The organism is Oryzibacillus soli (genome assembly GCF_051594765.1).
GTDB lineage: Bacteria > Bacillota > Bacilli > Paenibacillales > NBRC-103111 > Paenibacillus_AR.
In genome coordinates this window covers 1-13,046 of sequence record NZ_JBPPGJ010000027.1, presented here as the reverse complement: position 1 = coordinate 13,046, position 13,046 = coordinate 1, and the positions used below count along the sequence as shown (strand labels likewise).

Genomic DNA, 13,046 nt, shown 5'->3' with positions numbered 1-13,046 from the left:
TCTACACAAGTGAAAAGGGAGCACCGAGCTAATCCTCGGGCTCCCTGCTTTATGTCCAATCTTCTTGCTTCTAGTGAAACGACTTACTCTACCGTTACGCTCTTAGCCAGGTTGCGGGGCTTATCGACGTCGTGGCCCAGGGCCAGGGACGCATAGTAGGACAGCAGCTGCAGCGGAACGACGGACAGGGCCGGAGTCAGAAGACCGGTGGTCTTCGGAATGGTGAACACATGGTCCACGGACTTCTGCAGCTCGTCGTTGCCTTCGGAGACGATGCCCAGCACATTGGCGCCGCGGGCTTTCACTTCCTTGATGTTGCTCACGGTCTTCTCGAAGAGCTCCTCTTGGATCGCCAGGGCAATAACCGGGATGCCATCCTCGATCAGCGCCAGGGTTCCGTGCTTCAGCTCACCCGCCGGATAGGCTTCCGAGTGAATGTAGGAGATCTCCTTCAGCTTCAAGGAGCCTTCCAGCACCACCGCATAGTCGATGCCGCGGCCGATGAAGAACAGGTCCGTGTTCTTCGCGAATTCCTCCGCGTACTGCTTGATCTCCTCCGAGCGGGCCAGGATGCTCTCCACCTGCTGCGGCAGCTCCTTCATGTCCGCGATGATGCTGCGGATGGCTTCCGGAGTCTGGGTTCCCAGCGTTTGGGCCAGGAACAGACCGAACAGATAGAAGGCGATCAGCTGAGAGGTATACGCCTTGGTGGAGGCGACGGCGATCTCTGGGCCGGCCCAAGTGACGATGACGCTGTCCGCTTCGCGGGCAACCGAGCTGCCGACCACGTTAGTGATGGCCAGCACATGGGCGCCGCAGCGCTTCGCTTCCCGCAGGGCCGCCAGTGTATCCGCGGTTTCACCGGACTGGCTGACGACGATAACCAGCGTTTCCTTCGTGATGATCGGCTCCCGATACCGGTACTCGGAAGCTACATCCGCTTCAACCGGGATACGGGCCAGACGCTCGATGACGTTTTTACCGACCAGGCCGGCATGGTAAGCCGTACCGCAAGCAACGATATGAACATTGCGGATGCCCTTGATCTGCTCGGCGGACAGCTTCACTTCCGGAAGCTCGATCGCCGTTCCCGCATCGTTAATGCGCGCGCCCATGGTGTCGCGGTAAGCCTTCGGCTGCTCAAAGATCTCCTTCAGCATGAAGTGATCGAAGCCGCCTTTTTCAGCCGTGGTGATGTCCCAATCGACATGGAATAATTCCCGGGAAATGAAATTCCCCTCGATCGTCATCAATTCGACCCCTTCTTGGGTCAGAACAGCCATTTCCCCGTCGTTCAGGATATAAACGTTGCGGGTATGCTCGAGAATTGCCGGAATGTCGGAGCCGATGAAGTTCTCGCCTTCGCCTACGCCGATGATCAGCGGGCTGGCCAGTCGTACGGCAACCAGCTTCTCCGGCTCATATTCGGTCAGGACGCCCAGTGCGAATGCGCCGCGCATCCGTTTTACGGCCTTCTGAACAGCCTTCACGATGTCGCCTTCGTAGACCGATGCGATCAGGTGGGCAATGACCTCTGTGTCTGTTTCGGATACGAAATGAGCGCCTTCTGCGATCAACTCTTCCTTCAGGTTCAGGTAGTTCTCAATGATACCGTTATGGACAACAGAGAATTTCGAAGTATTGTCTGTGTGGGGATGGGAGTTCACATCCGAAGGCTTCCCGTGGGTCGCCCAACGGGTGTGGCCGATGCCGATATTTCCCTGCAGCGGCGCGTCCTCGAGGTTCGATTCCAGAATGGCCAGACGGCCTTTGGCTTTGCGCACTTCCAGACCGGCGCTCGTGAACACAGCGACGCCCGCGGAGTCGTAACCCCGGTACTCCAGCTTCTTCAGACCTTCAATCAGGATGCCCTGGGAGTTCCGTTTACCCACATAACCGACGATACCGCACATATATTGTATTCCTCCAATGATTTTTAGTTTTCAAAAGAGCGCTTCGAAATAAACCTTCGAACCCCGTCTCAAAAACGCAGGGCAAGAAGGTCCGGCTGTAATCCGAACTTCGTAGACATGCTCTATGTGGTCCGTGCCTCGCACGGATACTGTTCATGGTTCAAGCAATCCTGTTGGAGTCTTGTACGGCCGGTTGCCCGCGCCGGTTTGCCCTCCAACTTCACGACCTGGTTGCTGCAGGCCGGAAGGTCCCCGCCGAATGATTCCGAACACCTTCACCTCGTCAGCTTGCAGCGTGCTGCCCTTCCTCCCGAAATTCATCTCTTGCGTGGGAGTCCAAGCCCGCAACGCCCGCAAGCTCTGGCGCTTGCCTTGCGGAAAACCTCTACCCTGCCCTTCCATATCCAAATTGACATATACCCATCTTATTCATTTTCATACCGGCTTGCAACAACAAAATCATCCATATTTGACCTATTCCGCTTGCCCTTCCTATATTACCGGATTCCAGGATGCATACAATATCGCACCTGCATTAATGCACCTGATCGCATACGGACTTTTCATAAGAAAAAGCCCGTCCACCGACGGGCCGACCAACCTACGCTTTCTTCCGGGATTTCTTCGCGAAGCCGAGCACCTCCAGCTTCCCCTCCGGCAGCAGCCGCACCTCCACGTCATACGGCATGCCGTACGCACGCGAGACGCAGGTGAAGACCGCCTTCTGCCCCTTCAGAAGCCTCCGTGCCCGATCCGCGGAGATGAAGGGTACTCCCCGGAAGAACATCCCGTTCTTCCATACCGACATGTCGCAGTGGGAGCAGTAATACCGCTTCCCATCCTCCTGAAACACACCTTTGCCGCAGAATCCGCAATCGCCGCTCATGAACCCCACTCCCTTCGGAATTGTGTTCTGGTACCGCCGATCCAACGCGTCATTCTGTTGATTCATCCATGTCAGGTACATACGGGTGCTACATCTCTATTTTATCATAATTTATTTGAATTTTCAGATTTTTATCACCAAAAAAAAAGACCCTGCAGCCCTATTCGCTCCAGGGTCGTACCTATATTCTTACACCAGCTCGCGCTCTACTACCTCGACGATCCGGTTCACGTAAGCCTCGACCATTTCCTTCTCCGGTCCTTCCGCCATGACGCGGATCAAGGATTCGGTTCCGGACGGACGAACCAGCACCCGGCCGTTCTCGCCCAGCTCCCGCTCCACCGCTTCCACGGCTTCGGCGATGGCCGCATTGTCCTTGTACTTGCTCTTGTCCGCCACGCGGACATTAACCAGCACCTGCGGGAACTTGCGCATGGAGGCTTTGAGCACGGACAGCTTCTTGCCGGACTTGACCAGGGTGTCAGTCAGCTGGAGTGCCGTCAGAATACCGTCGCCTGTGGTGTTGTAATCCAGGAAGATCACGTGCCCGGATTGCTCACCGCCCAGGTTGTAGCCATTCTTCCGCATCTCCTCCATGACATACCGGTCGCCGACCGCCGTCTGAACGGCCTTCAGGCCCAGGTCCCGGGCACCCTTGAAGAAGCCCAGGTTCGCCATCACCGTCGTTACGACGGTTCCGTGGTTCAAGCGTCCTTCGCGGTTCATCGCGTCGCCGCAGATGGTCAGGATATAATCGCCGTCTACCTCTTCCCCGTTCTCGTCGATAGCAATCAAACGGTCTGCATCCCCGTCGAAAGAGAGACCCAGATCCGCACCGTATTTGCGCACCTGCACCGCCAGCGCTTCGGGATGGGTGGAGCCGCAGCCGTCATTGATATTCCGGCCGTTGGGCTCCGCGCCGATCGTTACGACCTCCGCCCCCAGCTCCCGGAAGATAGCCGGAGCCAGCTCGAAGGCCGCGCCGTTGGCGCAGTCCAACACGATCTTCAGGCCCTTGAACGAGGATTGGACCGTGCTCTTCAAGAATTCGAGATAGTCCTTCTTCGCATCGGCTGCTTCGGACACGGTACCCAGCTCGCCGCCGACCGGACGGGGCAGCACATCCTGCTCCGCATCCATCAGTGCCTCAATCTCCAGCTCCGTATCATCCAACAGCTTATAGCCGTCTCCGCCAAAAAACTTGATCCCATTATCCTCTACCGGGTTATGGGAGGCGGAGATCATGACGCCTGCATCGGCGCCCAGCTTGCGGGTCAGGTAGGCCACGCAGGGCGTGGAGACGACCCCCAGGCGGATGACATTAGCTCCGATGGACAGCAAGCCTGCCGTCAGCGCCGCTTCCAGCATCGGTCCCGAGATCCGGGTATCCAGCCCGATGACGACCTTGGGATGCTGGGCCTGACGGGTCAGCACATACCCGCCGCAGCGGCCGATTTTATAAGCTAACTCCGGTGTGAGCTCCTGATTGGCTACACCACGTACACCATCTGTTCCGAAATATTTCCCCATGTTGCGGTTTCTCCCCTTCATTCTCTGCTAGTCTAATGTAGCCGTCCTCCGTTATCTTGCTTCGGGGGACGGAGTATTGCTTGCTGCCGGGGTTACCGTCCCCGCGGCAGGAGTGGATGCGGCCGGCTGGCTCGAAGCCGGCGCAGGCGTCGCCGTTGGGGCGGAAGCCGAAGCGGCCGGAGAAGCAGCCGTCTCGGTGGCCAAGCCCTCCGCCTTTACCGCAGCCGTCAGCTGAACGGTAGCCTTAACGGGCGTATCCGTTCGTTTGACGAACGGGGGCAAGCTGACACTGATCGGAAGCTCATAGCTCCCGGGGCTCAGATTGCTGACATTCACCAATCCGACCAGATCCTGCGGCTTAAGCTTCTCCACCACGGCGGAAGCTCCCTCCACCGCAAGCGAGATCCGGCCGTTCGCCGGTGCCGTCAAGGCGGCCTTCAAGCCTTCATTGGGCGTGTTCAGCGTTACGGGCACCTGCTCCAGTACCTTCGTGACGGAGGGAACCACGATCACCTTCACTTCGAGCTTCCCGGGCTCTACCCGGATATCCTTGTTCTTGACGGGAATGTCCACGGTATAGACCTTATCTTCCTTGATGCCGGAGATATCGATCTCGACGCCCTCGTAGAATTCCATCCGGTCCAATACGTCCTGCGTGCCGTATACCGTGATCTGCTCCACGCTCTGCTGCACGGACGCCACCGCGAAGCCCTTGGCCGGCTGACCGGTCCACTTGATCTGAAGCGGCATGGACTTGAGCGGCAGGGTAACCGGGATCTCGATCTCCAGCACCGGAGGGCTGATGGAGCCCTTCACCTCGTGACCGGCCTTGTCATACGCGATCAGCTTGACCTTCTTGGTCACGTTGGCTTTGGCACCTTCGATGTTGACCTCCGCCTTGGCGGTAACGGCATTCTCGATCTTGCTTGCAGGCGCCGAGAAGTAGACCCGCCCCGGGTTCACGATAGGCTGTCCGGCCCGGAAGCCCGCCGCAGGCTTGCCGGTGACGTCGATCTGAACCGGGATCTCCTTCATCTTCTTCTCTTCCATGGTCACCTTGACCTTGTTAGGCACAATCTCCAGCGATACACCCTTGGGCAGCGGAGAGTCCGCAGTAACCGGAAGCTCATAGGTTCCGGCGGTTAGCTTCGTCAGGTCGGCCACAATCTTGAAGTTGCTCGGGTTCAACTCCCGGATCTTCGCCGTATCCCCGATCAGCGTCACCGTCACCTCGCTCGGCTCGATGGAGACGATCCCGAATTGGGTCTCATCGTAGAGGGCCTGAACCATCACGTTCGAGATGGTCGTGTTGGGCACCGATGGAGTCGCCTTGCCGGAGTTCGTCTCCACGTCCAGATGCACCACCACCCAGAGCATGATACCGATGGCCAGCGCCACGACCTTCACCACGTTGGTATTGCGCAGCCACTTATCCATTCGAACCGCCCTTCCACTTCCAAAAGGTGTTCTTCTCCTTAGTCTGGTTCTTCATGGTCAGCTCCTCATAGAGCTTGGAGATCATGGACTCTTCCTTGATGTCCCGAACGATCTGCCCGTTGATGGCCAATGAGATCTGTCCTGTCTCCTCCGAGACGATGACGGAGATGGCATCGGATACCTCACTCATCCCGATACCGGCTCGGTGGCGGGTTCCCAGCTCCTTGCTGATAAAAGGGTTCTCCGACAGCGGCAGATAACAGCCGGCGGCCATGATCAACCCCTGACGGATGATGACGGCTCCGTCATGGAGCGGCGTATTCGGAATGAAGATGTTGATGAGCAGCTCCGAGCTAATCTGCGATCCCAGCGGAATTCCCGATTCGATATAATCATTCAACCCCGTCTCACGCTCGAAGACGATGAGGGCTCCGATTTTGCGGCGGGAGAGGTTGTTAACCGTTTTGACGATTTCACCGATCCTTCGGTTCACATCCTGGTCCACATCGGAATTCGTCCGGCTGAACAGCTTGCCGCGGCCCAACTGCTCCAAGGCCCGGCGCAGCTCCGGCTGGAAGATGATGATGAGAGCCATAACCCCGTAGGTGAACATCTGGTTCATGAGCCACTGAAGCGTATTCAAATGAAAGACAAAGCTAAGCGCCCAGGCCGCTACCACCACAAGAATTCCCTTCAGCAGCTGGATGGCTCTCGTGCCCCGCAAGAGCATGATTAATTTATAGATGACATAGCTGACGATCATGATATCGATGATTTCTTTAATCGATCCCCTGAACGTCAGGTTCGTCCAGAAATCCATACCTGTATCCCCCACGTCCGAACTATCTCTATAGGAACAGTCCTCATTTCATCATAACAAATTTCATAACAAAAAACCTCCCTTACATAAAAAATAGTAAGGAAGGTCTATACGGTTTCTCTTATTTGGCGAATGCCGAGAATACCTCGTTCATTCTGTACCAAATCCACTCCAGCGTCTCATCCACCTTATTCACATGTCCTGAGATATAGGCGGTGGAAGCCAGATTATAGCTTCCGTCCACAACGGTCAGATCACCTTCGACATTGCCGTCGACTTGGATTTTCCCCCGTTTGACCATGAGGTCCCCTTGAACGGTATGTCCCTCCGGTATGATGACCGTGTCACCACGAATCACCACCTGATCTAAATTAGCACCTTTCACTACCATGTCCTGGTCTTCATTCAGTAGGGAGAGAAAGCTGCTGATCATGACCAGTAGGAATACGGACGCCACCGACAAGGCCGGATGACTCTTCACCCAAGCATACCAGCGCGTGCGCCGCTTGGGCTCGGGGATCTGGGCCATGATTCGGGCCGTCAACCCGGCAGGAACCGGGCTCTTGGGCAGCATGCGCACCATCGCATCCGCTTGCTCCATCTGCTTGAACATCCTATTGCAGGACGGACAAGCGATCAGGTGCCTCTTCAGCGCGGCCGAATCCTCCGCCTCCAGATCTCCATCCAGATACTCATGCATCAAAGGAAGGGCGTCATGACATTCCATGTCCAGCCTCTCCTTTCTTCATGGCTTCTTGAACTCCACACTCTATTCTACGTAGCGGATTCCGGCTTGGTTTCATTTATATTTGGCCTCCGAATTCAGGCTCCAGTTTTTTTCGCAGGAACTCTCTTCCCCGGTGCACCCGGGTCTTCACCGTCGTAACGGGCATCTGCAACACATCTCCGATCTCCTGAAGGGACATGTCATGCAGATAACGGAGAATGACAACCGACTTGTACTTCTCCGGCAGGGTGTCGATGGCTTGGCGGATCTGCTGTTGCGTCTCCGAGAGCATGATCTCCTCTTCCGGCGTGTCCTGATCGGACGGCAGCGTGGAATACCAATCCGCGCCATCCGCATCGGGCAGCTCCGCGTCCAAGGAATAGTTGGGCTTGCGCTTGCGCAGGCGGTCGATACACAGATTGGTTCCAATCCGGTAGATCCATGTGGAAAATTTCTGATTCTCGTCGTACCGGTCCAGATTCATATAAACCCGGAGGAAGGTCTCCTGCACCACATCCTCCGCGTCGCCGGACTGGCCCAGCATCCGGTATCCCAAGTGGTATATCTTGTCCTTATACATATCGACCAGCTCTTCGAAAGCTCGACGATCCCCGTTACGCGACAGCTGAACCAGCCGCGTCTCAACATAATTCACGGACATTCCTCCAACCCGGCTTCTCCCAAAGCCTATCTTGAGCCTATCTCTTCGCGTTATGCTCCTGTCACCGGCACCTACGCCTTGGCTCTGGCCCGTTCCGTAACCGCACGAAGCTCTGACACCAGAACTCCTCCCAGGATCAGAAGCATGCCGAGCCATTGGATGGCCGTCACCTGTTCTCGCAGGATCACGAAAGCTCCGATAACCGCCACGGGAAGCTCCATCGCTCCCAGCATCGCGGCCAATGCCGCACCTGTCCTTGGAATCCCCACAATGAAGGTCACCGTGGGAATGACCTGTCCCACAATGCCCAATCCCAGTCCCCATAACCAGAGGCCCGCTGAATGCGTTCCCCCCTCGAACAGGAAGGCAGGAGGATAGAAGCAATAGATAACGACGAGGCCCGCCGTAAGCATCCAGGCCGACTTCAGGAACGGATGCTGCTTCGATTCTACCCGTCCCGTTAAGAACAGGAATAGGCTATAGGTCACCGCCGATGCAAAGCCGAAGGCAATCCCCACAGGGCTGATGCGCGACAGCTCGGTTCCCAGCAGGTTGACGGACATCACGGTTCCGATCAGCACGATGACCACCGCTGCGGTCTGATACGCAGTGGGCCATCTTTTGCCAGCAAGGCACTCCATTAAGATGGTAATCCAAGTAAACTGAAATAGCAATACTATCGATAAGGACGCATCCAATTCGCTCAGGGCCTTGTTGTAAAACACGGTCGTCAGGGACAGCCCTGCCATACCGATCAGCCCCAGCTTGATCCAAGGTCCGCGGAAGGGGTTTTGCCTGGCTTCTGGTGTGATGAGCACCAAGAGCCACATGACGATCGTACCGAGAGTGGTCTGAGCGGAAGAGATTTCTCCATCGTGATAGCCGTCTGCGAAGGCCAGCTTAATGAGGGGGGAGAGCATACCGTAGCTGGATGCGCCGATCAGAATGAGCAGGACGCTGATCCATTTGTACTGTAACCAGTTTTTCATGTCGTTCTCCTTTGGCTGTAGGGTCTGTCTCCAAAAAAGGATCTGCGGCTATTAGTGCCCCAGCCCATAGCGGATTATACGAAGGGAGTCTCCCTCCGTGAAGAAGTAAAAAGGGCCTTTCCGAGAGCGGCCGAAGCCGCTTTGGAAAAGCCTCTTTCTGCACTGCTGCCGGTTTGCTGTGCCGGGTACCGGCATCAGCCGGTATTCCGAAGACCTGCAGCAATTCCGTTGATCGTAAGAAGCACTTCTCTCAGGAGCCCTTCGTCCTCTTGGTTCTGGGACCGGAGGGAGCGAAGCTCCTTAAGAAGCTGGACCTGCATATAGCTCAGCGGGTCAACATAAGGGTTCCGGAGCCGGATGGATTCCTGCAGAATCGGCACGTTGTCCAGAATATCCTGCTGGCCGGTAATCTTCAGGATCAGGTCCGAAGTAAGCTGATATTCGTTCTTGATCAGCTGGAACACCCGGTCCGCCACCTCCGAATCCTGAACCATTGTGCCGTATTCCCGCGCAATGGTAAGGTCGGCTTTGGCCAAGGCCATCTGCAGACTGTCAATCGCAGTCCGGAAGAAGGACCACTTGGCATACATCTTCTGCAGCATCTTCATGTTCTCCGCCTTGCCTTGGTAGAAGCTGTACAGGCCGGAGCCCGCCGCATACCAGGCAGGGAAGAGATAGCGGCTCTGTGTCCAAGCGAACACCCACGGAATCGCTCGCAGATCCTCGAACCGGTCGCTGTTCTTCCGCTTAGAGGGACGGGAACCGATGTTCAGCTCGCCGATCTCCGGCAGCGGGGTGGATTCCTTGAAGAAGGCCAGGAAGTCCGGATCCCGGAAGACCAGATCCTGATATTTATCCAGCGCCTTCTCAGAGATGGAGGCCATGATGGTCTCATACTTGTGCTCCTGGATGTCGCTGGTCGGATGCTTCGACATGACGGCCGCCGTGATCAGCGCCCAAGTGGCCTGCTCCAGGCTGCGGTAAGCGATCCCCTTCATCGAATAGCGCTGGGAGAGGACTTCCCCCTGCTCCGTGATCTTAATGCCGCCCCCAATGGTTTCGGGAGGTTGAGCCAGAATACTGCGGTTCAGCGGCATGCCTCCGCGGCCCAGAGCGCCGCCTCTGCCGTGGAAGAACTTCAGCTTCACCTGATGCTCCCGGCCCACCTCGGTGAGCTTCTTGAGGGCTTTGCGGAGCTCCCAGTTGGCGGTCAGCACGCCGCCGTCCTTATTGCTGTCGGAATAGCCCAGCATGATCTCCTGCAATCCGGCCGTGCTCTCCAGGCTTACCTTGTAAGCCGGGATGGAGAACAGCCTGCCCATGATTTCGGGAGCGTCGTGCAGGTCGTCAATGGTTTCAAACAACGGAACCGGCTGCAGGGTGCAGATGACGTTGCCATCCTTATCCTTCCGGTACAGACCCACTTCCTTGCAGAATACGAGGACCTCCAGCAGATCGCTGGTGCCTTGGGTCATACTGATCAGATAACTGCGGATACAGCCTTGGCCGAACTCCTTCTGGGCGGCTTGAACCGTCCGGTAGACGTTCAGGCATTCCATGGTGGAGTCGGTATATTGGAAATAAGGCGATGTGATCGGCCGCGGATCATTCAGCACGTCGTTCAGCAACTGGATTTTCTCTGCTTCGGACAAGTCTCCGTAAGATTCCGTTAATCCGATTGTTCTGAAAATTTCGGCCATGGCATTCTCATGCTCTTTGCTGTGCTGACGGATATCCAGCGTCGACATGTGGAAGCCGAAGAGCTCCACCTGGCGAATCAGCTTTTTGATGAAGCGGTCCGATACTTGATCGGCATAGTGGGAACGGAGACTGCGGTCTACGATCTGCAGATCGGCCACCAGCTCCTCCGGCGAATTATAGCGTGCCTTCGGGTTATCTAACTCGGGGTCGACCGAGTTCTGCACCTTTTCCAGCATATACGTCAGCTTGATCCGATACGGCTCCTTCTCATTGCGCCAAGGATCCTCCAGCTCTTGAATAGCCTCACGGTCCGCTTGGATTGACGCAAGCAGCTCCTCCGATACTTGGACGATGCCGGAGCTGAAGCTCATATAACCCATGGCCTCGCGCAGGACTTCGCTGTATTTCTTGATGGCCAGCTCGCGGTGCATACCCAGAGTCTCGTAGGTCACGTCAGCCGTTACGGAAGGATTGCCGTCCCGGTCGCCACCGATCCAGGAGCCGAAGCGCAGGAAGCTCGGAACGTGCCAGCTCTGATCCGGATAATATTTGTCCAGACAGCGCTCCACCTCACCGTATACCTCCGGCAGCACATCGAACAGGGTCTCGTCAAAATAGTACAGACCGTTCCGAACCTCGTCGATGACGGTAGGCTTGCGGTCACGGAGCTCGTCGGTCTGCCAAAGCGCCAATACTTCACCGTGCAGACGTGCACGAAGCTGCTCTCGCTCCCGGTAAGTGAGCATGGGGTTATCCAGTTCCATCACCTGGTCGGCGATCCGATGATGAATATCAAGCACGGCCTTACGTGTCGCTTCCGTCGGATGGGCGGTCATGACCAGTTCGAGGGAGATGCCTTCGAGAATCTCCTTAATCTCTTCCGGTGTGATGTCCTTCAGGCGCAGCTCTTTAATGATGCTCTCGATGGAGCCCGGTTGAATGGTCTCCCCGGCTGTCCGGTCGTAATCCCGCTTGCGCCGGATCCGATGATTCTGCTCGGCGATGTTCACCAACTGGAAGTAGATCGCGAACGCACGGATCACCTGATGCCGGATCTCCGGATTCAATCCGTGGATCGTCTCGGTGTATTCTTTATAGATCTCGGAATCGAACGAAGCCCGCATGGACTTGCTCATCTCTCTAATCTTCTCAACCGTATTCAGCAAGACGTCCCCGCCCTGGTGAACCAGCACTTCACCCAGAATATTGGCTAGAAACCGGATGTCGCGGCGCAGCAAATTGTTGTTGGAACTCTTGTTTGCCAGTATGAATTCGGACATGCCTCTCACCTCGTTAACCCTATTCATTCTACAACACTTCGCATAAATCCTTCTTTATCGGACCGTGAACTTAGATTACTTAATTTTATCACATGGGCTACGCATAAATATAGAGGGAAGTGTATAAAAATTGTTTTTCAAGGTCTTCCGCAAATTTTGTCAAAAGGGCTGAAAATCCACACTTTCTACAAAATAGCATGCCCGTTCTCCCGTGTAAAGTAAATTCGTCAAACTTGTGACGGTGTATGGAAGATTCCATATGATTCATGTCAAAGCCATATGGATTGCGGTTTGATCCATGCTGCGAATGATATGAAAGCAAAAAAACATCGACCGAGGTCGATGTTTGTGTGTACGAAGCGGGTGATGGGAATCGAACCCACGCTATTAGCTTGGAAGGCTAAAGTTCTACCATTGAACTACACCCGCACGTATATGAGTGGTCGGGACGACACGATTTGAACATGCGACCCCCTGGTCCCAAACCAGGTGCTCTACCAAGCTGAGCTACGTCCCGATGATAGTGAAGAAGAAAACGCACCCTGAGAGATTCGAACTCCCGGCCTTTTGATTCGTAGTCAAACGCTCTATCCAGCTGAGCTAAGGGTGCAAAATAAATGGAGCGGACGAAGGGATTCGAACCCTCGACCCTCGCCTTGGCAAGGCGATGCTCTACCACTGAGCCACGTCCGCAGAGAAATCGTATAATGCGCGTGGAGGGACTTGAACCCCCACGGTTGCCCGCTAGATCCTAAGTCTAGTGCGTCTGCCAATTCCGCCACACGCGCATAAGGCAAATGGTGAGCCATGTAGGACTCGAACCTACGACACCCTGATTAAAAGTCAGGTGCTCTACCGACTGAGCTAATGGCTCTCAAAAATGGCTGGGGATCTAGGATTCGAACCTAGGCATGACGGAGTCAAAGTCCGTTGCCTTACCGCTTGGCTAATCCCCAACGAATGGGCGCTGACGGGATCGAACCGCCGACCCTCTGCTTGTAAGGCAGATGCTCTCCCGGCTGAGCTAAGCGCCCGGGAATGGAAATGACCCGTAGGGGATTCGAACCCCTGTTACCTCCGTGAAAGGGAGGTGTCTTAACCC

The 13,046-nt window shown here is 55.8% G+C and carries 9 protein-coding genes and 8 tRNA genes; all 17 read right to left on the bottom strand.

All coding sequences use genetic code 11. The features are described from left to right. Nucleotides 1-83 precede the first annotated feature (83 nt). Nucleotides 84-1,913 (bottom strand): glutamine--fructose-6-phosphate transaminase (isomerizing), encoded by a 1,830-nt coding sequence (gene glmS / locus ACSEXW_RS25770; protein ID WP_438449060.1) that lies wholly within the window; start codon nt 1,911-1,913, stop codon nt 84-86. A gap of 601 nt (nt 1,914-2,514) precedes the next feature. Further along, nucleotides 2,515-2,799: a hypothetical protein gene (locus ACSEXW_RS25765; RefSeq protein ID WP_438449059.1), complete on the bottom strand. Its 285-nt coding sequence runs from the start codon at nt 2,797-2,799 to the stop codon at nt 2,515-2,517. A gap of 189 nt (nt 2,800-2,988) precedes the next feature. Beyond that, nucleotides 2,989-4,329, bottom strand: a complete 1,341-nt coding sequence (gene glmM, locus ACSEXW_RS25760) for a phosphoglucosamine mutase (RefSeq protein WP_438449058.1) — start codon at nt 4,327-4,329, stop codon at nt 2,989-2,991. Nucleotides 4,330-4,380: 51 nt separating this feature from the next. Then, nucleotides 4,381-5,766, bottom strand: a complete 1,386-nt coding sequence (locus ACSEXW_RS25755) for a CdaR family protein (protein ID WP_438449057.1) — start codon at nt 5,764-5,766, stop codon at nt 4,381-4,383. Beyond that, nucleotides 5,759-6,586: a diadenylate cyclase CdaA gene (gene cdaA / locus ACSEXW_RS25750; protein ID WP_438449056.1), complete on the bottom strand. Its 828-nt coding sequence runs from the start codon at nt 6,584-6,586 to the stop codon at nt 5,759-5,761. The genes ACSEXW_RS25755 and cdaA overlap by 8 nt, the downstream gene beginning before the upstream one ends. 121 nt (nt 6,587-6,707) lie before the next feature. Further along, entirely contained in the window at nt 6,708-7,313 is a 606-nt protein-coding gene (locus ACSEXW_RS25745; RefSeq protein WP_438449055.1) for a zf-HC2 domain-containing protein, read from the bottom strand. Between the two features lie 76 nt (nt 7,314-7,389). Next, entirely contained in the window at nt 7,390-7,974 is a 585-nt protein-coding gene (sigW, locus tag ACSEXW_RS25740) for an RNA polymerase sigma factor SigW (RefSeq protein ID WP_438449054.1), read from the bottom strand. A gap of 71 nt (nt 7,975-8,045) precedes the next feature. Then, nucleotides 8,046-8,963 carry a DMT family transporter gene (locus tag ACSEXW_RS25735; RefSeq protein ID WP_438449053.1) on the bottom strand — a complete coding sequence of 306 codons (918 nt, stop codon included), beginning with the start codon at nt 8,961-8,963 and terminating at the stop codon, nt 8,046-8,048. Nucleotides 8,964-9,157: 194 nt separating this feature from the next. After that, nucleotides 9,158-11,944, bottom strand: a complete 2,787-nt coding sequence (ppc, locus tag ACSEXW_RS25730; RefSeq protein ID WP_438449052.1) for a phosphoenolpyruvate carboxylase — start codon at nt 11,942-11,944, stop codon at nt 9,158-9,160. 358 nt (nt 11,945-12,302) lie between these two features. Further along, nucleotides 12,303-12,373, bottom strand: a tRNA-Gly gene (locus tag ACSEXW_RS25725). Between the two features lie 11 nt (nt 12,374-12,384). Further along, nucleotides 12,385-12,461: transfer RNA gene (locus tag ACSEXW_RS25720), tRNA-Pro, on the bottom strand. A gap of 19 nt (nt 12,462-12,480) precedes the next feature. Further along, nucleotides 12,481-12,554: transfer RNA gene (locus tag ACSEXW_RS25715), tRNA-Arg, on the bottom strand. An 8-nt stretch (nt 12,555-12,562) separates the two neighbouring features. Further along, nucleotides 12,563-12,637, bottom strand: a tRNA-Gly gene (locus tag ACSEXW_RS25710). A gap of 15 nt (nt 12,638-12,652) precedes the next feature. Then, a tRNA-Leu gene (locus ACSEXW_RS25705) sits at nt 12,653-12,732 on the bottom strand. Nucleotides 12,733-12,742: 10 nt separating this feature from the next. Beyond that, nucleotides 12,743-12,818, bottom strand: a tRNA-Lys gene (locus ACSEXW_RS25700). 7 nt (nt 12,819-12,825) lie between these two features. Then, nucleotides 12,826-12,900: transfer RNA gene (locus ACSEXW_RS25695), tRNA-Gln, on the bottom strand. Nucleotides 12,901-12,905: 5 nt separating this feature from the next. Then, a tRNA-Val gene (locus tag ACSEXW_RS25690) sits at nt 12,906-12,978 on the bottom strand. Nucleotides 12,979-13,046 lie beyond the last annotated feature (68 nt).

What these genes read in the sequence shown, in the direction of transcription:
- cdaA (WP_438449056.1), bottom strand. Translation starts at nt 6,586, where the DNA reads ATGGATTTCTGGACGAACCTGACGTTCAGGGGATCGATTAAAGAAATC.
- glmS (WP_438449060.1), bottom strand. Translation starts at nt 1,913, where the DNA reads ATGTGCGGTATCGTCGGTTATGTGGGTAAACGGAACTCCCAGGGCATC.
- ACSEXW_RS25745 (WP_438449055.1), bottom strand. Translation starts at nt 7,313, where the DNA reads ATGGAATGTCATGACGCCCTTCCTTTGATGCATGAGTATCTGGATGGA.
- glmM (WP_438449058.1), bottom strand. Translation starts at nt 4,329, where the DNA reads ATGGGGAAATATTTCGGAACAGATGGTGTACGTGGTGTAGCCAATCAG.
- ACSEXW_RS25765 (WP_438449059.1), bottom strand. Translation starts at nt 2,799, where the DNA reads ATGAGCGGCGATTGCGGATTCTGCGGCAAAGGTGTGTTTCAGGAGGAT.
- sigW (WP_438449054.1), bottom strand. Translation starts at nt 7,974, where the DNA reads ATGTCCGTGAATTATGTTGAGACGCGGCTGGTTCAGCTGTCGCGTAAC.
- ppc (WP_438449052.1), bottom strand. Translation starts at nt 11,944, where the DNA reads ATGTCCGAATTCATACTGGCAAACAAGAGTTCCAACAACAATTTGCTG.
- ACSEXW_RS25735 (WP_438449053.1), bottom strand. Translation starts at nt 8,963, where the DNA reads ATGAAAAACTGGTTACAGTACAAATGGATCAGCGTCCTGCTCATTCTG.
- ACSEXW_RS25755 (WP_438449057.1), bottom strand. Translation starts at nt 5,766, where the DNA reads ATGGATAAGTGGCTGCGCAATACCAACGTGGTGAAGGTCGTGGCGCTG.